General features: G+C 60.5%; 21 protein-coding genes. 13 read left to right on the top strand and 8 right to left on the bottom strand.

Translation table 11 applies throughout. The features are described from left to right. The first annotated feature begins 85 nt into the window (after positions 1-85). From glyQ to gmhB, 3 genes are all read left to right on the top strand, one after another. Entirely contained in the window at positions 86-1,078 is a 993-nt protein-coding gene (gene glyQ, locus DU505_RS06800) for a glycine--tRNA ligase subunit alpha (protein WP_114478226.1), read from the top strand. A 2-nt stretch (positions 1,079-1,080) separates the two neighbouring features. Beyond that, a complete protein-coding gene (gene glyS, locus DU505_RS06795; RefSeq protein WP_114478225.1) occupies positions 1,081-3,147 on the top strand; it encodes a glycine--tRNA ligase subunit beta in 2,067 nt (688 codons plus the stop codon). A gap of 168 nt (positions 3,148-3,315) precedes the next feature. Then, positions 3,316-3,867 (top strand): D-glycero-beta-D-manno-heptose 1,7-bisphosphate 7-phosphatase, encoded by a 552-nt coding sequence (gene gmhB, locus DU505_RS06790; RefSeq protein WP_114478224.1) that lies wholly within the window; start codon positions 3,316-3,318, stop codon positions 3,865-3,867. A gap of 477 nt (positions 3,868-4,344) precedes the next feature. Here gmhB and gyrB read toward each other — a convergent pair whose 3' ends face one another. The 4 genes from gyrB to dnaA all read right to left on the bottom strand — a co-directional run bounded on the left by gyrB (position 4,345) and on the right by dnaA (position 10,619). Continuing rightward, the gene (gyrB, locus tag DU505_RS06785) at positions 4,345-6,765 is read right to left on the bottom strand and encodes a DNA topoisomerase (ATP-hydrolyzing) subunit B (RefSeq protein WP_114478223.1); all 2,421 of its coding nucleotides are present in this window, start codon (positions 6,763-6,765) and stop codon (positions 4,345-4,347) included. A gap of 3 nt (positions 6,766-6,768) precedes the next feature. Next, positions 6,769-7,893, bottom strand: coding sequence for a DNA replication/repair protein RecF (gene recF / locus DU505_RS06780; RefSeq protein WP_114478222.1), 1,125 nt, complete (start codon positions 7,891-7,893; stop codon positions 6,769-6,771). An 84-nt stretch (positions 7,894-7,977) separates the two neighbouring features. Continuing rightward, positions 7,978-9,081: a DNA polymerase III subunit beta gene (dnaN, locus tag DU505_RS06775; RefSeq protein WP_114478221.1), complete on the bottom strand. Its 1,104-nt coding sequence runs from the start codon at positions 9,079-9,081 to the stop codon at positions 7,978-7,980. A gap of 68 nt (positions 9,082-9,149) precedes the next feature. After that, a complete protein-coding gene (dnaA, locus tag DU505_RS06770) occupies positions 9,150-10,619 on the bottom strand; it encodes a chromosomal replication initiator protein DnaA (protein ID WP_114478220.1) in 1,470 nt (489 codons plus the stop codon). 502 nt (positions 10,620-11,121) lie between these two features. Between dnaA and rpmH the strand changes: the two genes are divergently transcribed. The 4 genes from rpmH (at position 11,122) to mnmE (ending at position 14,928) form a co-directional block, all read left to right on the top strand. Then, positions 11,122-11,256, top strand: coding sequence for a 50S ribosomal protein L34 (rpmH, locus tag DU505_RS06765; RefSeq protein WP_043514730.1), 135 nt, complete (start codon positions 11,122-11,124; stop codon positions 11,254-11,256). A 13-nt stretch (positions 11,257-11,269) separates the two neighbouring features. Continuing rightward, positions 11,270-11,641: a ribonuclease P protein component gene (gene rnpA, locus DU505_RS06760; RefSeq protein ID WP_114478219.1), complete on the top strand. Its 372-nt coding sequence runs from the start codon at positions 11,270-11,272 to the stop codon at positions 11,639-11,641. Between the two features lie 117 nt (positions 11,642-11,758). After that, on the top strand, positions 11,759-13,444 hold the full coding sequence (gene yidC, locus DU505_RS06755) for a membrane protein insertase YidC (RefSeq protein ID WP_114478218.1): 1,686 nt from the start codon (positions 11,759-11,761) through the stop codon (positions 13,442-13,444). Between the two features lie 113 nt (positions 13,445-13,557). Then, positions 13,558-14,928, top strand: coding sequence for a tRNA uridine-5-carboxymethylaminomethyl(34) synthesis GTPase MnmE (mnmE, locus tag DU505_RS06750; protein WP_114478217.1), 1,371 nt, complete (start codon positions 13,558-13,560; stop codon positions 14,926-14,928). A 12-nt stretch (positions 14,929-14,940) separates the two neighbouring features. Here the strand turns inward: mnmE and DU505_RS06745 are convergent, their stop codons facing one another. The 4 genes from DU505_RS06745 to rdgB all read right to left on the bottom strand — a co-directional run bounded on the left by DU505_RS06745 (position 14,941) and on the right by rdgB (position 18,505). Then, complete coding sequence (locus tag DU505_RS06745; protein WP_114478216.1) at positions 14,941-15,804, bottom strand: 23S rRNA (adenine(2030)-N(6))-methyltransferase RlmJ; 864 nt, start codon at positions 15,802-15,804, stop codon at positions 14,941-14,943. A gap of 176 nt (positions 15,805-15,980) precedes the next feature. After that, positions 15,981-16,661: a YiaD family glycine zipper/OmpA-like lipoprotein gene (locus DU505_RS06740; RefSeq protein ID WP_114478215.1), complete on the bottom strand. Its 681-nt coding sequence runs from the start codon at positions 16,659-16,661 to the stop codon at positions 15,981-15,983. A gap of 27 nt (positions 16,662-16,688) precedes the next feature. Beyond that, positions 16,689-17,894 (bottom strand): radical SAM family heme chaperone HemW, encoded by a 1,206-nt coding sequence (gene hemW / locus DU505_RS06735; protein ID WP_114478214.1) that lies wholly within the window; start codon positions 17,892-17,894, stop codon positions 16,689-16,691. After that, entirely contained in the window at positions 17,894-18,505 is a 612-nt protein-coding gene (gene rdgB / locus DU505_RS06730) for an RdgB/HAM1 family non-canonical purine NTP pyrophosphatase (RefSeq protein WP_114478213.1), read from the bottom strand. Before rdgB ends, hemW begins: the two co-directional genes overlap by 1 nt. Before the next feature lie 363 nt (positions 18,506-18,868). On the opposite strand from rdgB, the gene DU505_RS06725 reads away from it, so the two are divergent. The 6 genes from DU505_RS06725 to DU505_RS06700 all read left to right on the top strand — a co-directional run bounded on the left by DU505_RS06725 (position 18,869) and on the right by DU505_RS06700 (position 23,278). Next, positions 18,869-19,558: a LuxR C-terminal-related transcriptional regulator gene (locus DU505_RS06725; protein WP_114478212.1), complete on the top strand. Its 690-nt coding sequence runs from the start codon at positions 18,869-18,871 to the stop codon at positions 19,556-19,558. A gap of 12 nt (positions 19,559-19,570) precedes the next feature. After that, positions 19,571-20,095 (top strand): CsgE family curli-type amyloid fiber assembly protein, encoded by a 525-nt coding sequence (locus DU505_RS06720; RefSeq protein WP_114478211.1) that lies wholly within the window; start codon positions 19,571-19,573, stop codon positions 20,093-20,095. 46 nt (positions 20,096-20,141) lie between these two features. Beyond that, positions 20,142-20,564 (top strand): curli assembly protein CsgF, encoded by a 423-nt coding sequence (locus tag DU505_RS06715; RefSeq protein WP_114478210.1) that lies wholly within the window; start codon positions 20,142-20,144, stop codon positions 20,562-20,564. Positions 20,565-20,593: 29 nt separating this feature from the next. Then, a complete protein-coding gene (locus tag DU505_RS06710; protein ID WP_181872748.1) occupies positions 20,594-21,430 on the top strand; it encodes a CsgG/HfaB family protein in 837 nt (278 codons plus the stop codon). A 308-nt stretch (positions 21,431-21,738) separates the two neighbouring features. Next, entirely contained in the window at positions 21,739-22,212 is a 474-nt protein-coding gene (locus DU505_RS06705; RefSeq protein WP_114478209.1) for a minor curlin subunit CsgB, read from the top strand. 148 nt (positions 22,213-22,360) lie between these two features. Further along, positions 22,361-23,278 carry a hypothetical protein gene (locus DU505_RS06700; RefSeq protein WP_114478208.1) on the top strand — a complete coding sequence of 306 codons (918 nt, stop codon included), beginning with the start codon at positions 22,361-22,363 and terminating at the stop codon, positions 23,276-23,278. Positions 23,279-23,424: the final 146 nt, after the last annotated feature.

The raw sequence follows: 23,424 nt of genomic DNA, 5'->3' as shown, positions 1-23,424 counted from the left end.
GGCGCCGTTGACTGCGCCTATAACCGATGTGCCTGTGATTGTATACTTGACGCCTCGTGAATTCATGGCCAACGGTGCTTTCCCAATGACACTCTCGACACTATCGTCGACTTCGACCCCGGGGTCGACGCCGGACGCGACGACCTTCCAGGGCCTGATCCTGGCCCTGCAGCAGTACTGGGCCGAACAGGGCTGCGTGGTGCTCCAGCCTCTGGACATGGAGGTCGGCGCAGGCACCTTTCATCCCGCCACCTTCCTACGCTCCATCGGACCCGAGACCTGGAATGCCGCCTACGTGCAGCCCTCCCGCCGGCCCACCGACGGTCGCTACGGCGAGAACCCCAACCGGCTCCAGCACTATTACCAGTTCCAGGTCGTCATGAAGCCCTCCCCCGCCGACCTGCAGGCGCTCTTCCTGGGTTCCCTCCAACGCCTGGGCATCGACCCCTTGGTACATGACATTCGCTTCGTCGAGGACAACTGGGAGTCGCCCACTCTCGGCGCCTGGGGGCTGGGCTGGGAGGTCTGGCTCAACGGCATGGAGGTGACCCAGTTCACTTATTTCCAGCAGGCCGGCGGCATCGAATGCTACCCCGTCACCGGCGAGCTGACCTATGGTCTCGAGCGTATCGCCATGTACCTGCAGAACGTCGACAGCGTCTATGACCTCGTCTGGACCGTGGCACCGGATGGTTCCCGGGTCACCTACGGCGACGTCTACCTGCAGAACGAGCGGGAGCAGTCGGCCTACAACTTCGAGCAGGCCGATGTGCCCGCGCTATTCGCTGCCTTCGACCATCAGGAAAGGGAGTGCACCAAGCTGCTCGAAGCCAGCCTGCCCCTGCCCGCCTACGAGCAGGTACTCAAGGCATCCCATACCTTCAACCTGCTGGATGCTCGCCACGCCATTTCCGTCACCGAACGCCAGCGCTACATCCTGCGCGTGCGCACCATGGCCCGCGATGTGGCCCACGCCTATTACGACTCACGCAAGGCCGCCGGTTTCCCCATGGCCCCCGAGGCCCTGCGCCAGGAACTGCTCGCCAACGAGCCGCTTGCTGAACAGGGAGACGCTTGAACATGGCTGTTGATACCTTTTTGCTGGAACTGGGGGCCGAGGAGCTTCCGCCGGGGGCCATCGACGCCCTCTCCGACGCCCTGGCCGACGGCATCTGCCGTGGCCTCGCCGATGCCGATATCGCCTTTGCCGACGTTCACGCCTGGGCCACCCCCCGCCGCCTGGCCGTGCAGATCACCAAGCTGGCCGACAAGCAGCCCGACCGGGAAGTCGAGCGTCGCGGCCCCGCGCTGGCCGCCGCCTACAAGGATGGCGAGCCTACCAAGGCTGCCCAGGGCTTTGCCCGCTCTTGTGGCGTCGATGTGGCCGACTTGATTCACCTGGAGACCGACAAGGGCACCTGGCTTGGCTACCGCGAACAGCAGTCGGGTGAAGCCACGACGGCCCTGCTGCCCGCTATCGTTGCCAAGGCGGCAGCCGCCCTGCCGGTGCCCAAGAACATGCGCTGGGGGGCCTCGCGCATCGAGTTCTCCCGTCCCGTGCATTGGCTGGTGATGCTCTATGGCAGCGATATCGTCGACGCCGAGGTCCTCGGACTTTCCGCCGGTCGCACGACCCGCGGCCATCGCTTCCACGCCCCCGAAGCCATCGAACTGGCCCATGCCGACGACTATCTTGCCGCCCTGGAAAACGCCTGGGTGCTGGCCGATCGAGGAAAGCGCCGGGAGCGCATCCGTGAGCAGGTGCTGTCCGAGGCGGAGGTCCAGGAGGCCACGGCGGTCATCGATGAGGATCTGCTCATCGAAGTAAGCGGCCTGGTGGAGTGGCCCGTGGCGCTGGCCGGCAGTTTCGACGAACGCTTCCTCGAGGTGCCCGCCGAGTGCCTCATCTCCTCGATGAAGGCCAACCAGAAGTACTTCCATCTGCTCGACGACGCCGGCAAGCTCAAGCCCCTGTTCATCACCATCGCCAATATCGATAGCCAGGATCCACAGCAGGTCATCGAGGGTAACGAGAAGGTGATTCGCCCCCGCCTGGCCGATGCCGCCTTCTTCTACGACACCGACCGCAAGCAGTCGCTCGCCAGCCGCATCGACGGTCTCACCAGCGTGTTGTTCCAGCAACAGCTCGGCACCCTCGCCGACAAGGCGCATCGCACGGCGGCGGTCGCCGCCTTCATCGCCGGCCGCATCGGCGGCAACGTGGCCCATGCCCGGCGCGCCGCCGAGCTTGGCAAGTGCGACCTGGTCACCGAAATGGTGCTCGAATTTCCCGAGCTTCAGGGCATCATGGGCCGCTACTATGCCAGCCAGGACGGCGAGCCGGCCGACGTCGCCCAGGCGCTTGAGGAGCAGTACCTGCCACGCTTCGCTACCGACGCCATTCCCGAAACCCGCACCGGGCTCGCTCTGGCGCTGGCCGACCGGCTCGACACCCTGACCGGTATCTTCGGTATCGGCGCACGACCCACCGGCACCAAGGACCCCTTCGCCCTCCGCCGAGCCTCCATCGGGGTACTCAACATCCTGGTGAAGGGCGAACTCGATCTGGATCTCCGTGAACTGCTGGAACTTGCTGCTGCGCAACATCAGGAGCTCCCCTACGCCGAGAACCTGGTCGAGGAGGTCCTGACCTATATGCTCGACCGCTTCCGCGCCTGGGGCCAGGAGGAAGGGATCGAGGCCGAGGTCTATCTCGCCGTGCGTGCCCGGCCGGTGACTCGGCCACTGGACTTTGCCCGGCGCCTTCGTGCCGTCCATGCCTTTGCCCAGCGCGAAGAGGCTTCCGCCCTGGCCGCCGCCAACAAGCGTGTCGCCAATATCCTCGCCAAGCAGGACAGCCGAGTCGTCACCAGCGTTGACCCGGCATTGCTGCAGGAATCGGCCGAAGAGGCGCTCTTCAAGGCCATCGCCGCCCAGCGCGAGGCCGTCATGCCGCTGTTTGCCGAGGGCCGCTACCGTGAGGCGCTGGATGCCCTCGCGAGCCTGCGTGATCCCGTCGATACCTTCTTCGACCAGGTCATGGTCATGGCGGAGGATGACGCCACCCGCACCAATCGCCTGGCTCTGCTGGCTGGCCTCCAGGGGCTGTTTCTCGAAGTGGCGGATATCGCCCTGCTTCAGCAGTAGCCTTCGCTTGATGTGGCAGGAGCCGGCGAGACCTCTCGCCGGCTTTTTCTTGCCTGATGTTTCACGTGAAACACTCACCCTCGGCAACCACCGCTTGGCTCCCGATGTTTCACGTGAAACACTATTCCCCTGCCCGCCAGGTTCCGATCTGCCATATACGGATGTGCCATGTACGATACCAGCAAGCTTGTCATTCTCGACCGAGACGGTGTCATCAACCACGACTCCGACGACTACATCAAGTGTCTCGAGGAGTGGATTCCCTACGCCAGCTCCATTGATGCGATTGCCCGCCTGAGCCAGTCAGGCTGGAGTGTTGCCATAGCCACCAACCAGTCCGGAATCGCGCGCGGCTACTACGACGAAGAGACGCTGGCGAGCATGCACTATGAGCTCAACCGTCTCGTGGCGGCCGCTGGCGGCCGTATCGCGCATATTGCCTACTGCCCCCATGGACCCGACGACGGCTGCGACTGTCGCAAGCCCCGCCCGGGGCTGCTCGTGCAGATCCGTCAGGCACTGGGGTTAAGCACCCTTTCCGGGAGTTGGATAGTGGGGGATAGCCTGCGAGACCTGCAGGCCGGTGAGGCAATGGGCTGTCGTTCTGTGCTGGTGCGAACCGGCAAGGGCAAGCGAACGGAAACCAAGGGTAGCGGGCTGGAGCACACAATGATCTTCGACGACCTGGCGGCCTTTACCGACTGGCTGCTGTCGCAATAGCTCTGTCACAAGAATACCGTAAGAGCCCGCCACACATTACCCCTGCGCGAAACTCATGCTCCACCTGACAGTATCATCCCTTCTGAAGAACACCTTCTAACCGTGCCGCATCAGTCATCAGCCCTCAAGCACACAAGCTAGTTGTAGCCTTCATCGGCTCGCAAGAGACCCTACCCCACGCGACATCTCAAGGGTGCGGTCAAGCACGCATGCAACGCGCCTGGCTGGTGCCCCCTCCGCTCCATACTCATGACCTGGTGTTTCTGAAGAGATGGCGAGCGTGCCGCCAGCTTTCTGCACACACCGTCCTGCATCATTAACTAAAGCCTAACCTGCTGTTTTAGAATATTTTTCTACACTGAACTGAAGAAGGGGGGCCTGCTTTCGCAGGCCCCCCCCTTCTTCAGTTCAGTGTGGCTCGACTAGAGTCAGGCAGTGATGTTTCACGTGAAACATCGCTGCCTAACTGAGCGCGGACTAGACATCGAGATTGGCAACCAGGGCGTTATGCTCGATGAAGGCGCGCCGCGGTTCCACTTCATCCCCCATGAGGGTGTTGAACATCATGTCGGCCGCGACGGCATCCTCAATGGTCACGCGAAGCAGGCGGCGAGTATCGGGGTCCATGGTGGTTTCCCAGAGCTGATCCGGATTCATCTCGCCCAGCCCCTTGTAGCGCTGTACGGCCAGGCCACGCTGGGCTTCCGCCATCAGCCAGTCCAGCGCCTGGTAGAAGGTCTCTACGGGCTTCTTGCGCTCGCCGCGGGCGATGTAGGCCCCCTCCTCCAGCAGACCATCGAGCGTGGTGCCCAGGGCTGCCATGGCGCGATAGTCGGCGCTGATGAAGAAATCGATGCCCCAGACATAATCGGTGCTGACACCGTGTGCGGTAAGCGTCACCGCCGGCAGGTACAGCTCACGCTCCGTGTCCTCCTCGAGACGGAACGTGTAGCGAGGTCCGCCTTCATAGGCCACCAGCGCATCCATCTCGGCCTGCAGGAACTCGATCCAGTTCTGCATGGTCACGCGATCCTTGAGGCTAGCCTCACCCTCCAGCGTGGCGGCATGGACGACCTTGCGCAGCACCACATTGGGATAGACCCGCGACAGGCGATCGATCCGCTTCATCACGTCACGATACTGCTGGACCAGGGATTCCAGCTGGCTGCCGGTCACTGCAGGCGCGTCCGGGTTGACGTAGAGCCGAGCGCCATCCATTGCCGTCGTGGTGAGGTAATCGACCAGGGCTTGCTCATCCTTGAGATAGGTCTCCTGCTTACCCCGCTTGATCTTGTAGAGCGGCGGCTGGGCAATGAAGACGTGTCCGCGTTCGATCAGCGGGCCCATCTGACGGAAGAAGAAGGTCAGCAGCAAGGTACGGATATGCGACCCGTCGACATCTGCATCGGTCATTATGATGATGGAGTGATAGCGCAGCTTGTCGGGGTTGAACTCCTCCCGGCCGATGCCGCAACCCAGCGCCGTGATCAGGGTGCCGACTTCCGCTGAGGAGAGCATCTTGTCGAAGCGTGCCTTCTCGACGTTGAGTATCTTGCCCTTCAGCGGAAGGATTGCCTGGGTGCGACGCGCACGCCCCTGCTTGGCGCTGCCACCCGCCGAGTCACCCTCGACCAGGAACAGTTCTGACAGGCTGGGGTCCTTCTCCTGACAGTCGGCCAGCTTGCCGGGTAGGCCAGCAATGTCCAGGGCGCCCTTGCGACGAGTCATGTCCCGCGCCTTGCGTGCCGCCTCACGCGCACGTGCCGCATCCAGCATCTTGTTGACGATGGCTTTCGCCTCGTTGGGCTTTTCGATGAGGTACTCGGCAAACAGCCGCCCCATCTCCTGCTCTACCGCCGTCTTGACCTCGGATGAAACGAGTTTCTCCTTTGTCTGGGAGGAGAATTTCGGATCGGGCACCTTGACCGAGATGATGGCCGTCAGGCCTTCTCGGGCATCATCACCGGCGGTGTTCACCTTGGACTTCTTCAGCAGGCCTTCCGCTTCGATATAGTTGTTCATGGTGCGCGTCAGCGCCGCACGAAAACCAGCCAGGTGGGTGCCGCCATCGCGCTGAGGTATATTATTGGTATAGCAGAAGATGTTCTCGGTGAAGGAATCGCTCCACTGCATCGCCACTTCCACCTCGACGCCATCTTCGCGCACAGCATTGAAGTGAAAGACCGGGTTGAGCACCGTCTTGTTGGTGTTGAGATGGTCCACGAAAGCCCTGAGGCCCCCTTCGTAGTGGAACAGCTCCTCCTTCCCTGAGCGCTCGTCCATCAGGCGAATCGCCACCCCGGAGTTCAGGAAGGATAGTTCGCGTAGACGCTTGGCCAGAATATCGTAATGGAACTCGATATTATGGAAGGTATCCGTCGACGGCTTGAAATGGACACGCGTTCCGGTCTTCTCGGTCTTTCCCACAACGCCGAGCGGGGCCTGAGGCACGCCATGACGGTAGATCTGTTCGTGAACCTGGCCGGCACGCCAGATTGTCAGGCGGAGCTCTTCGGAAAGCGCATTGACCACCGAAACACCGACCCCGTGCAAGCCGCCGGACACCTTGTAGGAGTTGTCGTCAAACTTGCCCCCGGCATGGAGCACCGTCATGATCACTTCGGCCGCCGATACACCCTCGCCTTCATGCATATCGGTGGGCACGCCACGACCATTGTCGCTGACAGTAATCGACTCATCAGGGTGGATGACCACGCGTATTTCGCTACAGTGGCCGGCTAGGGCTTCATCGATGGAGTTGTCCACCAGCTCGAACACCATATGGTGAAGGCCTGTCCCATCATCGGTATCCCCGATATACATGCCGGGACGCTTGCGAACGGCATCCAGGCCCTTGAGTACCTTGATGCTCGTTGAGTCGTAAGCCTGCTCGCTCATTGACTACTCCGTCATGAAGTCTATCTGTGCCTGTGGCACCAGCGTTCCTGACCCATCACTGCCATGTTTCACGTGAAACATCTCCAGCGGGGTTTGAGACTGCCAGGGTCCCACCAGGGCATCGTGTTCGACACTTGTAATGAAGGCTTGGCAGCGCATCGATTCCAGCAAACGGCAGAATACCTGCCGATGCCTGGCATCGAGTTCCGCCGGCAAGTCATCGACCAGGTAGAGGCACGACTGGCCGGTCGTTCGCTCCAGCAACCTACCCTGCGCCAGCTTGAGCGCAGTAACGACCAGCTTTTGCTGGCCACGCGACAAAACCTCGACTGCTGGATGCCGTCGAAGACGAATACGCAGGTCGGCCCGCTGTGGCCCTTGCTGGGTAAAGCCCATCTGCTGATCCGTCGCGCGCCCCTGTTCGAGAATATCGAGCAGGCTGCGCTTTCTATCCCAACCGCGTGAGTAACCCAGCGTCAGGTCGGGCAGCGCCAGTAGTTGCGACAGTGTTTCCTCGAAGACGGGCAGGAACTCTGCCATCCAGTCGCTTCTCAGGCTATCGACGCGGTCGCCCCAGTGTGCCAATTCGTGCTCCCAGGCCGACAGCGATTTGGCATCCATTCTATCACGCCTGAGCAATGCATTCCGATGTTTGAGGGCGCGCCGCGCGCGCCGCCAGGCATCGAAAAACCCATGTTTCACGTGAAACACTCCCCAGTCGAGGAACTCCCGTCGCCCGGCCGGAGCCCCTTCCAGCAGCCGGAACGCATCGGGGTTAACCAGCTGGAGTGGCAGTGTTTCGATCAACTGGGACAGCCGCTCGACACGCTCCCCCCCCATACGTATTTCAAGCTCGGGGGCATCGCGTGAACGACGAATGCCGATCGGCACCGGCGGCTCGCCGTCGAGACGAGCGAAGAGTGTCATGGCCTGTGCGTCATGGGCGATGGCATTCTTGAGTAGACGGGTCCTGAACGAGCGACCCATGCCCAGGATATGGATGCCTTCCAGGAGGCTGGTCTTGCCGCTTCCGTTGACACCCACAATCAGATTGATGCCTGGCCCCGGCTCGAAGTCGACCGCCGTCAGGTTTCGTAACCCATTGAAACTAAAGCGATTAATCAGCATCACTTACGCCGTAGGCGACTCCACCGCTGCGTGACGGCAGCGGATGCATGAATGCTGCCGGCCAGCGATATCCCACAGAGCCATTCAGAGGCGCATCGGCATGACAACGTAAAGTGCATCGCCGCCTCCCGGCTCCTCCATCAAGGCACTGCTGTTGGAATCCGCCAGCGTCATCTGCATGCGATCCTCATCCAGCACGTTGAGCACATCGATGAGGTAGCCCACATTGAAGCCTATTTCCAGCGCATCGCCGCCGTACTCGACGGCCACATTCTCCTCGGCCTCTTCCTGCTCGGGATTGTTCGCCATGACCTGAAGGTTGCCTTCCTTCAGGTGCAGGCGCACCCCCCGATACTTCTCGTTGGAGAGAATGGAGGTGCGCGACAGGACCTGACGCAGTTCGGTGCGATCGGCGATGAAAACCTTGTCCCCTCCCCTTGGCACCACTCGCTCGTAATCGGGGAACTTGCCGTCAACCAGCTTGGAAGTAAAGGTGAAGTCGCCGGTGTGAGCACGCACGTGGCTCGCGCTCAGCGTCAGCGTGACCGGCTCATCGCTATCGTCGAGCAGTCGCACCAGCTCGAGTACGCCCTTGCGCGGCACGATCAGCTTGCGGGCCGGCTCGACCTGTATCTCGGCGGGGCGCGAGCAAACGGCGAGCCGGTGGCCATCGGTGGCCACCGTGCGGACCAGGTTCGAGCGCAGCTCAAGCAACATGCCGTTGAGGTAATAGCGGACATCCTGCTGGGCCATGGCAAAGGAGGTGGCATCGATGAGGTGCTTGAGCGTTCCGCGGGGCAGGCTCAGCTCCACATCGCCCTGGCTGTCCTCGATATTGGGGAACTCCGCCACCGGCAGCGTCGACAGGGTGAAACGGGAGCGACCGCTACGCAGCACGGCGCGACCATCCTCCAGGCTGAACTGGAGCTCGGCCTGGTCGGGCAAGGATTTACAGATATCCATCAGCTTGCGCGCCGGAACCGTGGCCGACCCGGGCACTTCCACCAGCGAGGCGGCGGTGCGCCCGATCAGCTCGACTTCCAGGTCGGTGCCCGTCAGCGCCACCTGCTCATGATCGACCTGTATCAGCACATTGGACAGTACCGGCAGGGTCTGTCGGCGCTCCACCACGCCGGCAACCAGAGCCAGCGGCCGAAGCAGGGCCTCGCGGGAAATGGAAAATCTCATGTCGGCTCCACGTCTAATCCTGAAGAAGGGTGTCGGGCGTTGGCATCAATGGCCAGGAACCTCTTGGCTCAGCTGGTCAAGAGCCGCAGCAGGTTCTTGTAATCCTCGCGGATATCCGCGTTCTCTTCCTGCAATGCCACAACCTTGCGGCAGGCATGCAGTACCGTTGTGTGATCACGCCCGCCGAAGGCATCGCCAATCTCCGGCAGGCTGTGATTGGTCAGCTCCTTGGCCAGTGCCATGGCCACCTGGCGAGGCCGGGCAACGGAACGGGAGCGGCGCTTCGACAGCAGGTCGGACAGCTTGATCTTGTAGTATTCGGCAACGGTGCGCTGGATGTTGTCGACCCCCACCTGCTTGTCCTGCAGGGCCAGCAGATCCTTGAGCGATTCGCGGATGAAATCCTGGGTAATCGGCTTGCCCATGAAGTGAGAGTCGGCAATGACCTTCTTCAGCGCCCCTTCCAGTTCGCGCACGTTGGAGCGGATCTTCTGGGCAATGAAGAACGCCGCATCGTGGGGCAGGTCGACCTTGGCCTGGTCGGCCTTCTTCATCAGGATCGCCACCCGCGTCTCCAGCTCCGGCGGCTCGATCGCCACCGTCAACCCCCAGCCGAAACGCGACTTGAGTCGCTCCTCGACGCCACTGATCTCCTTGGGGTAGCGATCGGACGTCAGGATCATCTGCTGGCCACCCTCGAGCAAGGCATTGAAGGTGTGAAAGAACTCCTCCTGGGAGCGCTCCTTGCCGGCAAAGAACTGGATATCGTCGATCAGCAACGCATCGACGCTACGATAGAAACGCTTGAAATCGTTGATCGCGTTAAGCTGAAGTGCCTTGACCATATCGGCGACGAAACGCTCGGAATGGAGATAGACTACCGTGGCATTCTCCCGCCTGGTGGCCAAGGCATTGCCCACGGCGTGCATCAGGTGTGTCTTGCCCAGGCCGACACCACCGTAAAGAAACAGCGGGTTATAGGCGCCACCCGGATTCTCCGAGACCTGCCGAGAGGCTGCCCTGGCCAGTTGGTTCGACTTGCCCTCGACGAATGTCTCGAAAGTGAAGTTTGGATTGAGGCCACTGTTGTGCTTGAGGCTACCCTCGACCTGCACTTCACGCTCACCTGCGGCACGTCGTGCCGACCGCCCCTCCTCACGCTGGCGGTCGATCTCACGCTCGTCGCCGATGTCTCCCCTCGGCGGGGTATGTACGGCCGGCCCCAGGGGGGAGCGCGGGCTGGCCGAAACCGGCGCTCCCAGCTCCCGCGGCCTGGGGGCCGTAGCGGAGCTTCGGCTACCGACGGTCAACACCACCCTGGGTGGCTTGGCCGGCGCCAGGTCGCGCAGCAGCTCGTTGATTCGCTTGGCATACTTGTCCCCCACCCAGTCGCGGACAAAGCGATTGGGCGCCAGAAGACGCAGTTCATTGGACTCCCCCTCTTCCGCCTGAAGAGGACGGATCCAGGTATTGAACTGCTGGGCGTTCAGCTCATCCTGCAGGAAATCCAAACACTGTTGCCAAAGAGCAAGCGACACTCGACCTCACCATCCGGTTGATGCATGACCGGCCATTGTATCCTTCACCCGCCGGGTTATCCACACGCAGCCGTTACCGAGGAACGCTGTGGAAAACTACACGTGGATCAACAGGATAACCCCGGTATGGTCGGGGTAGCGTCTACGAGCTGTGGGCAAAAGCGACAATTTCGCACAGGGACTCAACAGGGAGGACACCGGAAGGGCAGTGCTTTTCCACAGATCATGCTGCGCTGCACACATCTGTAAACAAAGGCTTTTCCCGGTTTATCAACAGAAAGAATCCCCAACATTAATAACAGTATCAGTAAAATATCTCTTTATTACTGTTACAGCCTCCGGGGATGGCGTTTCAAAATTGCATCGCCGGAGGAATTGCGTCGGGGGCCCGAAGTCACTACAATTTCCGGTCTTGAACCGAATCTCCCCAGGTTCCAGCAAGGAGCCAGGGCATTTCCTGTAAGACATTCCGTCCAAACACACCACGTGGGAATCAAGAGTTATGAAACGCACCTTTCAACCCAGCGTTCTGAAGCGCAAGCGTGTGCACGGCTTTCGTGCTCGCATGGCCACCAAGAACGGTCGTGCCGTACTGTCGCGCCGTCGTGCCAAGGGCCGCAAGCGCCTGAGCGCCTGATTGCGGATTGCGCGTGTCCGGTCATGACTTTCCCCCGCAGCTGCGTCTGCTGACTGCCGGGGATTATCGATTTGTCTTCGATCACGCTGCATTCAAGGTTCATGGCAATGGGCTAATGGCCCTGGCGTGCCCCAACGGACTGGGCCACCCCCGTCTCGGCCTGGTCTTCAGCAAGAAGAATGTCCGCAGGGCCGTGGATCGCAACCGCCTGAAACGGCTGACTCGCGAATCCATCCGCCTCCAGCAGCATCAGCTTCCCGGCGTCGACATCGTGGTACTGGCTCGACGGGGTGCCAATGAGCTGGACAATGCGACACTGCATCGCCAGCTCTTCGGCATGTGGCGTCGGCTGGAGCGAGACGCACGCAAGTCGATGGTATCCTGACCGGACGCGGTGCTTGTCGCCGCCACGATAGCCTGCCTTGGGCAGGCTTTCGCATATCAACATGGCAGCGCATACCGTTCCAGCGGCATGTTCACTACCCACCGGGCAGAACTCTCAATGGACGTAAAACGACTTCTTTTGCTGATTCCACTGGCCGTGCTTGCCTACTTGCTCGTGATTCAGTGGAATCAGGACTACGGCCAGGTTGCTCCTGAGCCTGAAGCACCCACCTTCACCGCCCCCGCTCCCGGCGAACAGCGCGTAGATTCGGACGACGACCTGGCCGTCCCTGCCGCACCCCGCGCCGAAGAGGATGTAACGGGCGACATGCCCGGCGAACCGGCGAGCGCCACGGGCACCCGCGATCTCATCGCCGTAGTCACCGATGTGCTCGACCTGCGTATCGACCCCCAGGGCGGCGATATCGTCTACGCCGCTCTGCCCCAGCATCGGATGACCCTGAACTCCGACCGACCCTACGTGCTGCTTTCCGATAGCGAAACCCGCAGCTATGTCGCCCGCTCGGGCCTGCAGCTGGACGGCCATTCCGGCCGCATCGGTTTCACGCCGGACAGCACCAGCTATCGCATGAGCGACGATGAGAATCGCCTGGAAGTCGACCTGGCAGCCGAGGTCAATGGCGTCGATATCATCAAGCGGTTCTCCTTCGAGCGCGGCAGCTACGCAGTAGATGTCCATTACTACCTGGCCAACAATACCGAGGAGCCTGTTACTGCTCGCTTCATTGGCCAGCTAGCACGGGACAACAGCTCCGACCCCTCCTCCGGCGTGGCAATGGGCATGAGCTCCTATCTTGGCACCGCCTACTCCTCGCCGGACGATCGCTACGAGAAGGTCGATTTCGACGATATACAGCGTGGAGGCTTCAACAACCGGGACGTTCAGGGCGGCTGGGTAGCTATCCTGCAGCACTACTTCGTCACCGCCTGGGTACCGCCGCAGAATCAGCAGAATCTGCAGTACGCCTCCACCGACTCGCGCGACCGCAATGTCGCCGCCTTTGCCGGCTCAGTGAGCACGGTGGCTCCGGATAGCGAAGCCCGCCTGGGCGCGACCCTCTACATGGGGCCGAAGGTTCAGAGCTACCTCGAGCAGGTTGCACCCAACCTGCGCCTGACCGTCGACTTCGGCTGGCTCTGGTTCATCGCCAACCCGCTGTTCTGGTTGCTGGATCAGATTCACAGTCTGATCGGCAACTGGGGCTGGTCGATCGTGTTCCTCACCATCGTGGTCAAGCTGGTGATGTGGCCGCTCTCCGCCAAGGCCTATAAGTCCATGGCCCGCATGCGCAAGCTGGGTCCGGAGATGCAGCGCCTCAAGGAGCAGTACGGCGACGACCGCCAGAAGATGTCACAGGAGATGATGAAGTTCTACCAGAAGGAGAAGATCAATCCTCTGGGTGGCTGTCTGCCGATACTGGTGCAGATGCCGGTCTTCATTGCGCTGTACTGGATGCTGCTGGAGTCCGTGGAGCTGCGCCATGCGCCCTTCATGTTCTGGATCCAGGATCTGTCGATGCGGGACCCATTCTTCATCCTGCCGATCCTGATGGGCGCCTCGATGTTCGTTCAGCAGATGCTCAACCCCACGCCTCCGGACCCGATGCAGGCGAAGATCATGAAGATGCTGCCGATCGTCTTCACCTTCTTCTTCCTCTGGTTCCCGGCGGGCCTGGTCATCTACTGGGTGGTCAACAACCTGATCTCGATCGGACAGCAATACGTGATCACGCGCAAGATCGAGAACGACCCCACGGTCGGCAAGGGAATGAAGGTAAAGTAGGCTATCTTCTTGCTCGAACCACCAGACCCCTGCCACGGCAGGGGTCTGGCGTTTCCGGCCCGTGAAAAGGACAATAGCCCCCACCCGGCCACCCTGGCTGTGAGGAGCCCACCATGGTAGATCGCCTCTATATTCCGGACACCATCGCCGCCCTGGCCACCCCACCGGGACGTGGCGGCGTAGGCATCATTCGTGTGTCCGGCCCCGGCTGTCGGACCATCGCCGAAGGGGTGCTGGGTCACTGCCCCCAACCCCGCCATGCCCACTACGCCCCCTTCCAGGGCGACGTGCGGGTGATCGATGAAGGCATCGGGCTCTACTTTCAGGCGCCACACTCCTTTACCGGTGAAGACGTGCTGGAGCTGCAGGGACACGGCGGGCCGGTGATCATGGACCTGCTGCTGGAGCGCTGCGTACAGCTGGGCGCACGCCTGGCACGACCGGGGGAGTTCTCCGAACGCGCCTTTCTCAACGACAAGCTCGACCTGGCCCAGGCCGAGGCCATCGCCGACCTGATCGAGGCGAGCTCCCGGTCTGCCGCCGAGAATGCCCTGCGCTCGCTTCAGGGCGAATTCTCACGCCGGGTCTCGGCGCTGGTCGAACGCCTGATCGAGCTACGCATCTACGTGGAGGCGGCCATCGACTTCCCCGAAGAGGAGATCGACTTCCTCGCCGACGGCAGAGTGGCCGAGATGCTGGCGGCGGTGAAAGCGGAGCTGGCAGCGGTACGCGCCGCCGCCGCTCAGGGTGCGCTGATGCGCGAAGGCATGAACGTGGTGATCGCAGGGCGCCCCAACGCCGGGAAGTCGAGTCTGCTCAATGCCCTGACCGAGCAGGAGACGGCCATCGTGACCGAAATCGAGGGCACCACACGGGACGTGCTGCGCGAACACATCCATATTGATGGCATGCCCCTGCATGTGATCGATACGGCCGGCCTGCGCGACACCCCGGACGCCGTGGAGCGCATTGGCGTGGCGCGTGCCTGGAGCGAGATAGAGAAGGCCGACCGGGTGCTGCTGCTGGTGGATGCCACCACGACCAACGCCACCGACCCCATGGCGATCTGGCCCGAGTTCGTCGAGCGACTCAGCGACCCCGGCCGGCTGACCCTGATCCGCAACAAGATTGATACCAGCCACGAGACAGTCGGAGTCGAGTTATCCACAGCCACGCCGGTCATTCGACTCTCGGCCAAGACCGGGGAGGGTGTGGATAACCTGAAGTCACACCTGAAGGAGGTGATGGGCTATGCCGCCACCACGGAGGGGCGCTTCTCCGCTCGACGGCGCCACCTCGATGCGCTCGACAGGGCGAAGCGAGCCCTCACCAACGGCGAGGAGCAGCTGAGCGGCTACGGTGCCGGGGAACTGCTCGCCGAAGACCTGCGCGATGCCCAGCAGGCGCTGGGCGAGATCACCGGCGAGTTCAGTGCCGACGATCTGCTGGGCGAGATATTCGGCAGCTTCTGTATCGGCAAGTAGCCCGCGGCCGCCCTACTCCGCTACCCACCACTCGCCACGATGTCGCGCATCGGGACCCAGCAGTGGCTCGATCCGCTTCATGGCAGTTACCAGCTGCTCCTCCAGCCCCCAGGGAGGATTGATGACCAGCATGCCGCTGCCGTACATGCCTCGCTCTTCGCTGCTTGGTTCGCGCAGTGTCAGTTCGCTGCGCCAGATCTTGCGCAGGCCACCGCTGCGCAGCCCCTCCAGCAGCTCGCTGTGGCGACCGGCGGGCAGTAGCGGGTACCACACCAGCACCACGCCGTGCCGCGCCTTGCGCATGGCCGAGAGGACGGTCTCGGCCACCTCTGCGTACTCGCTCTTGCGCTCATAGCTGGGATCGATCAATACGCACAGCCGCGGCGTCGCCACCGGCAATCGCTGCAACAGGCCCTTCAGGCCATCGCCATGGATATGCTTCACGTTGCTTGGCAGACGCTGACCCGCCAGATGTTCGTGCTCCCCGGGATGCAGCTCGAAAAGGGTCAAGCGATCCACGGCGCGCAGCCGCCGGGACAGCCACCAGGGGGAGCCCGGGTAGCAGTCCAGCGTTAGAGACGCCTGCTTGCCGGCGGTCAACTGAGCCTCGGCCAGCAGTGACAGCCAGTCACCGAGCAGGGGGTCCGCCGCCAGCGCCTGCCTCTCCTGCCAGAGTCGCTCCGCTCCCTGGCGATGCTCCTGCAGCTTCTGGCTCTCCGCCGCGGATAGCGGGTAGAGCCCGCGCCCCGCATGGGTATCAATATAGGTGATCGGTGACGCCTTGCGCAGCAGAAAGCCGGTAACGGCAAAGAGAGTCAGGTGCTTGTGCACGTCGGCGAAATTACCGGCATGGTAGGCGTGCTGATAGGAAAGCATGGCCACGGGTCCTTGAGGTGGCGAAGAGGTGGCGAATCGACGGGGGGCTTCACACCAGACTGGCAAAGCGACCGAGCTCGACGTCTGTCAGACAAGTGACGATTCTTGGCAAAGACTATCGAAAAGGCCCGCCACTGTCAGTGACGGGCCCGGTTCGAGCGACAGGCATGGCCGGTCTATTGCTGGAACTGACTCTCGATGGGAGTGAGCGTAATCTCGACGCGCCGGTTCTGGGCGCGGCCATCCTCGGATGCGTTACTCGCCACCGGCTGGCTGGCACCATAGCCGGTCATATGGAGCCGATTGCGTGTTACGCCATTCTGAGCCAGATAGTTGCCGACTGACTCGGCCCTGCGCTCTGAAAGCCGCTGGTTGTAGCCGGCATCACCGGTGCTATCGGTATGACCGGCGATATTGACCCGCGTGTCGGGGTATTGCGTCAGGATCGACGAGACGTCATTGAGGGCGTTGCGAGCACTCGGGGTCAGGTCGCTGGAGTCGAAGCCGAAGGTTACGCTGCTTGGCATGTTGAGCACGATGTCATCGCCACGACGCTCCACGTCGACGCCAGTGCCCCTCATGCTCTCGCGCAGCTGCTGCTCCTGCCGGTCCATATAGGCACCGACGCCGGCACCTGCAGCGGCACCCACAGCGGCACCGATCAGCGCACGATCGCGCCGACTGGTGCTGCCGCTACCCGACAGGGCGCCGGCGGCGGCTCCGACGGCTGCACCAACACCGGCACCGGTCATGGTGCTGGAGCGCTGGGTCTGGCCGCCGTAGGGGTCAGTCGTTGCGCAGCCGATCAGCAGGGTAGCAGCGGCAAGCGGCACAGCGAGACGAAGGGGTTTGAACATGGCTATCTCCGGAGGTCAGGGAGTGAATCATTCAGCGCCGGCATCGGCTTCGCCAATCATAACCAGCAACTCGTTCAAGAATAATAGACCTTGGGGCGATGCCTGCAGTCGCTGGCCATCTTCCACAAGAAGTCCTTTTTTACGCGCCGCCAGAAGGCGAGCCTCCAGGGTGGCGGCCGGACGTCCAGTATGCGCCACCCAGTCCGCCATCGACACACCCTCTACCAGGCGCAGCGCATTCATGGCGAACTCCAGCGGCAGCTCATCCTCGTCCACCTCGGCGCGGCCTGCGACGAAGCCCCGCGGATCCTGGCACCGACGCAGATAGGCCTCCGGCTGCCGAGCCTTCCAGCGCCGTTCGATATGCAGACCGTCCTGCCCATGGACGACGCTCAGCTTGCCGTGTGCACCGGCACCGATACCCAGATAGTCGCCGAAGCGCCAATAGTTGAGATTGTGGCGCGATTGCAGGCCCTGACGGGCATAGGCCGATATCTCGTAGCGCATGAATCCGGCGGCCTCGAGCCGCTCGTGCCCCCGGTCCTGGATATCCCACAGGACCTCCTCCTCGGGCAGGACGGGGGGACGCGAATGGAACTCGGTATTGGGTTCCAGCGTGAGCTGGTACCAGGAGAGGTGCTCCGGCGCGAGTGAAAGGGCACGCTCGAGATCGGCAACCGCCAGCGCCGGGGTCTGGCCCGGCAAGCCATGCATCAGGTCGATGTTGATGTTGTCGAAGCCGGCATGGCGCGCCTCATCCATTGCCGTGATCGCATCGGCCCCACTGTGGATACGGCCCAGCGCCTGCAGCTGAGCATCCTGGAAGCTCTGCACTCCCAGTGAGAGACGATTGATGCCCGCCGCTCGATAGCCCTGAAACCGACCCCGCTCCAAGGTGCCCGGGTTCGCTTCCAGGGTCACTTCGATATCGGAGGCCAGGGGCAGTCGTGAGGCCAGCACCTCGAACAGCGCCGCATAGAAGTTGGCCGACATCAGGCTTGGCGTACCTCCGCCGATGAAAATACTGGTCAGCTCACGGCCGCCGACAAGGGGCAGGTCGGCGTCTAGGTCCTGGCGCAACGCCGACAGGTAATGTGCCTCGGGCAAGTCGGCGCCATGACCCACGCCGTGCGAGTTGAAATCGCAATAGGGGCATTTACGCACGCACCAGGGCACATGAACGTAGAGCGACAGCGGCGGCAGGCTGTCTATTCGCCGAGAAAGGGTGTGCATCACCCTGACGCCGCCTCGCCCAGGGCTGCCACCAGCGCCTGAAGCGCCCGTCCCCGATGGCTGAGCCGGTTCTTCTCTTCGGCACCGAGTTCGGCGACGCTTCGGCCAAGCGGTGGCAGCCAGAACAGCGGATCGTAGCCAAAGCCGCCTTCACCACGAGGGGCCGTCAGGATCTCACCTTCCCAACTGCGCTGCACGATCAAGGGCACCGGGTCTTCGGCATGGCGCAAATAGCACAATACGCACCAGTAGCGGGCCGTACGGCGCGCTGCCGGTATCCCTGACAGCGCCGCAAGCAGCTTGGCATTGTTGCGAGCGTCGCTCTTCGGCTCACCGGCGTAGCGGGCGGAGTAGATGCCAGGCTGACCATGGAGAAAATCGACCTCCAGCCCGGAATCATCAGCCAGGGCGGGCAAGCCGCTGACACGGCTCGCCTCACGCGCCTTGAGCAGGGCATTCTCGACGAAGGTCAGCCCGGTCTCCTCGACATCGATCACCCCGAAATCCGCCTGGGGCTGAACCCCTAGCCCGAGGGTGGCAAGCAGTTGCTGGAATTCCAGAATCTTGCCTTCATTGCCGCTGGCAAGAACCAACGAATGCATCGCGGTCATCAACAACACTCCACCGTATGAAAAGCCACATTCTAGGGGGCAAGCGACAAAGGAAGAAATTCCTGATGGCCGGAATAGGGCAACCCCCGGATAGATTCCTCACACTTTTACATGAATAAAAATCATTATGAGAAAAAACAAGTAGCAAGGACATCATGCGAAGTCATTTTATAAATTCTATTTACTTGTTTTTAAAGGGAAAAAATAAAGTAATGAGGAAAACCATACTATGCTATAATAAAAATACATTAGGTAACATAACTTTACTGAACTCCCTGCCTGAGCCATGATGACGCGTAGCAAGGCGTCTCTCGCGTCATACGGCGAACCCCGGCTATATCAACAGCCCGGAGATCCATAACGATGAATCAAGAGAAAGGATTGATCCTGCTGGTCACGGAACACAACCCTCAGTCACAGCTGTTCGTTGATTATATACAACGTCAGCTTGAATGCCCCGTGTTGATCGTCTCGCCCAGCGATCATACGGAGGAGGGTGACGGAATCCGTACCGTAGTACTCATGGACAGCGATCATGTGGAAGAGAGCGTCATGCAGGCGTGGCAGACACACTACTACGATCAGCCCCAATGGATACTGACGGCCTTCAACCTCAAGGATGAAGACCATGCCGCTGAACTCTCGACCTTCATGCATCTACAGGGCGTGTTCTATCGCAACGATACGCTGGAACTTATCTGCAAGGGAATCAAGACGCTGCTGGCAGGCGATCTGTGGATGTCACGCACGTTGATGGCACGGCTGATCGAATACTTTCGCCGTCAGCAGCTCAACTCTTACCGGCGACCTGCCTGTGGCCTGACGCAACGCGAACTGGAAATCATCGGCCTGCTTGGCTCGGGGGCTTCCAACACGGAAATCGCCAATCGGCTGTTCGTCAGTGAGCATACGGTAAAGTCCCATCTCTACAACATCTTTCGCAAGATCAACGTGCACAACCGTCTTCAGGCAGTCAATTGGGCTCGGCAACACCTTGGGGTACCGCCCCTCATGAATCCTCACAGCGGAAAACCGACAACCGCCAACCACTGATTCGAGCTACCCATGAACAAGGCCTTTTCCTATCTGCTGATACTGCTGATTCTGCCCGGTTATACCGCGCTGGGACAGGCTTTGCCTCCCGCGGCCGAACCTTCGCCTGCCCCCGGTGAGGAAGATCCTCAAGCCATCATCGATGATGAAGAGATCATGGAAGAGGGTGAGGCAGAGGAAGAACTGGAACGACAGTTCAGCCTGGCTGAACCGGGCCTGTCAGGGGTCTTGATCGATCGAACCATCACCATGATCGGCAAGACCTTCTATCGCCAGTTCAGCCAACTAAGCCTGGAACGACCCGTCCTCAGCAACACCACGCTTTCCGTTCATGAACGGCCTGATGCGCGGTGGGGCAGCCAGGTCTGGATAGCCGAAAACAATCGAATCCTGTTCCAGGCAACCCTGCCTCCACGGCTGAGCGAGATCGACCAGTATGTCCAGATCGCTGCCGACCAGGTAGAGGAAATGATTATACAGCGCACCATCATGCAGGCACTGGATAGCGACCCGGATCTCGCTGACGAAGAGATCTAGGCCATTAACTAACGCAACACTGACCAGAGCACGAAGGGGGTTCCCCATGAAAAGCCGTACTCATCTCGCTCCCATCCTGGTGGGCAGCGCCATCCTGTTGGCCAGCACGGCTCTCCAGGCGGGGCAGCTTATCTACCAGCCCATCAATCCATCGTTCGGCGGCGATCCGTTGCTGGGCAATCATCTGCTGAACAAGGCCCAGGCCCAGGACACCAAAAAAGATCCCGATGCACCTGACTTTGGCCGTTTCTCGGAAACGGACTTCTTTATACAGGACCTGCGCGCCGGGTTGATCAACCAGGCCATCGAGGATGCCCTGGACCCAGACGGTACCGGGAGAGACAGTGTTATCGACAGCTCCACCCTGCGCGTCGAGTTAACTAGCGATGGGCAAGGTGGCTTCAACATGACGATACTCGACAAGACATCGGGCGAAACCACCACGGTCAATTTTGGCCAGCAATTCTGATTGCATCTCAGAACAATAAGGAGTTGACGATGAAACCGCTGAGAGTATGTCTAGCGATCGGAATGCTGACCCTGAGTGGGTGTGTCGGTATGGTGACCTCGCCTGAAGGACTGGAAGGCGCTCCGGCGACCCTGACCCCAAGGTCCGGTACCTATAACGACCTGGTCAGCCTGCCACGTCCCAGCTCACCCATCTATACCGCCGTGTACGACTTCCGGGATCAGACCGGACAGTATCGACCCCAGCCAGCCAGCACCTTCTCCACTGCGGTCACGCAGGGCGGAGCCGCGATGCTGAGCTCGGCGCTGGCCGACTCCGGCTGGTTTGTCCCGCTCGAGCGCGTTGGCCTGCAGAACCTGCTGACGGAGCGTCGGATCATACGCGCCAACCTCGAGCGTACCGGCCGCACGGATGAGCTTGGGTCATTGAACGCCGCCCGTGTGCTGATGGAAGGCGGGATCATTGCCTACGACTCCAACATGAAGACCGGGGGCGCCGGAGCCGAATATTTCGGTATCGGGGCATCAGGCCAGTACCAGGTCGATCAAGTCACGGTGAACCTGCGAGCCGTGGATATAGCAACCGGGGAAGTGCTGGGCAACGTAACGACAAGCAAGACCGTCTACTCCTATGAAGTCCGGGCGGGTGTCTATCGTTTCGTCAGCTTCCGACGCTTGCTGGAAGCGGAATCGGGATACACGCATAACGAGCCGGTACAGATGGCGGTGATGTCTTCCATCGAGTCGGCTGTGATACATCTCATCGCTCAGGGCGTGGATCGAGGCCTATGGAATCTGGCAAACCCGGGCGATAGTGATAATGAGATCCTGGCTGCATACCGGAACGCACCGATTCCCATGCTGTAATAACCGCCGACGTCCTCTACTTGCGATTGGCGCCATCACGGCGCCTTTCTTTCCTTGCATTGCTCCTGTTTCTTCCCTTCCCGGCACGTAGCCAACGCTGCCGGAAGCGACCCGTGGGTGTTCTGTTCAGCCAAACATTGATGAAGCATGAGAATTCTCATCCTGTTGCTGACATCACCTACCGTCACACAGGGTCTGTCGCTACCAAAAAAGTCACACTGCAAAATGGCTATTTATTACGATGGATGACTGCCCGTTTTGTGTCGAGACTGTAACTGCCAGTAACCGGAACTCAAGAGTGTCTTGTCATGAAAACACGAATAATAACTGCTTTGATCGCTGGTGGGCTTTTTGTCCAGACAGTATCAGCAGACGATATCATGCAAGGCCTGGAGCACGATATTGCTCCTTATCAGCAAACTGCCACTATCCTGCAGTCCGGCTATGGCAACGATGCCGGGATCGTCCAGCAAGGCAGTTATAACGATATCACTATCCTCCAGCAGGGCCTAGGCAACCATGCCACCGCCAGGCAAGCAGGTAGTGGCCATGATGCACGTATATTGCAGGGTGGCGGTTACCTGGATGCATCAATCATCCAGAGTGGATATGGCCATGATGCCAGTATCGTTCAATCAGGCTACGGCAAGGAGGCTGCAATACAACAACATGGAGTCTATGGAAGAGCAGAAATTCAACAGCTCGGTACTTCTCACGCGACGCCCGTAAGCATCACACAGATTTCGCGTGGCCGAGCGGCTATTCAGGTAATACAGCACTAACAATCGTAACACGCCTTGACAAGTGAATTACTCGCAACTGTTCATTCACGAAGTGGAAATCTAAGATCGATGATCGCAGATTTCCGAACAACCACCTGGCAGCGCTATCTATAGCGGCTTTCCAGGGGACTCATAAAAGGGGAATACCATGAAACTCAAGATGACTGTTCTTGCCGCCGCAATCGCCTTCTCTGGTTCCGCCATGGCAGCCGACAACGATTCCGACGTCGATCAGACCGGCTACTATAACGACGCCACTGTCTTCCAGACCGGTAATGATCACGAATCCAATATCACTCAGGACGGCATCAGCAATGAGGCCGATGTTTCCCAGTACGGCAGCAATCAGCTGTCAGATATCGAACAGGACGGCTGGGGCAATGAGGGGGTTGTCGTCCAGCATGGCTCAGGCAATGAATCCTCCATCGACCAGACCGGCAAGAACAACTTCGCCGATACCTACCAGAATGGGAAATACAACGAAGTCAGCCATTTGCAGGTCGGCTGGGGCAATAGCTCCATCAGCGTCCAGAATGGCCGGCAAAACACTGCTAGCATTTCCCAGACCGGCTGGAACCTCAGCTCCGACGTGGCCCAGAACGGTTACAAGAATGATGCCGACGTCACCCAGACCGGCGTCAGCAACTCATCCACTATCGTCCAGGGAGGTGGCGGTTACACTCCCGGTTGGTGGATATTTCCGGGTTACTGGAGCGGTGGCCAGAACTCCGCCACCGTCAATCAGAGCGGCTACATGAACGACTCTGATATCTCCCAGTCCGGCGATTTCAACGTTGCCGAGACCACTCAGAGTGGCAAGTTCAACGAGGCAATCGTTGTACAACAAGGCAAGTCTAACGACTCAACTATCGACCAGTCTGGCTACAACGACCTGGCCGATGTCTATCAGAATGGCTACAACCACACCTCAACCGTGACCCAGACCGGCTCTGGCTGGGGTGCCTTGGCCCAGAACACAGCAACCGTGGTTCAGACTGGCAACAGCAACATGTCCAATGTGACACAGACCGGTGGCGGCAACAGTGCCTCGGTGACTCAGCAGTAAAAAGGGCACTGCAAACCCTGCAGAAAGCCCTGTAATAAAGAAAGCCCCGCCCGCTTTGGCGGGGCTTTTCTCTGTTCGCCGTATTTAATACACTCAACGTAATAACTCTGATTGACATGACATACTTTTTATTTAGTATTTCCCCC

Origin of the sequence: Billgrantia montanilacus, from assembly GCF_003336675.1 — a bacterium.
GTDB classification, from domain to species: domain Bacteria; phylum Pseudomonadota; class Gammaproteobacteria; order Pseudomonadales; family Halomonadaceae; genus Halomonas; species Halomonas montanilacus.
This window is presented reverse-complemented; position numbering and strand designations above follow the sequence as displayed.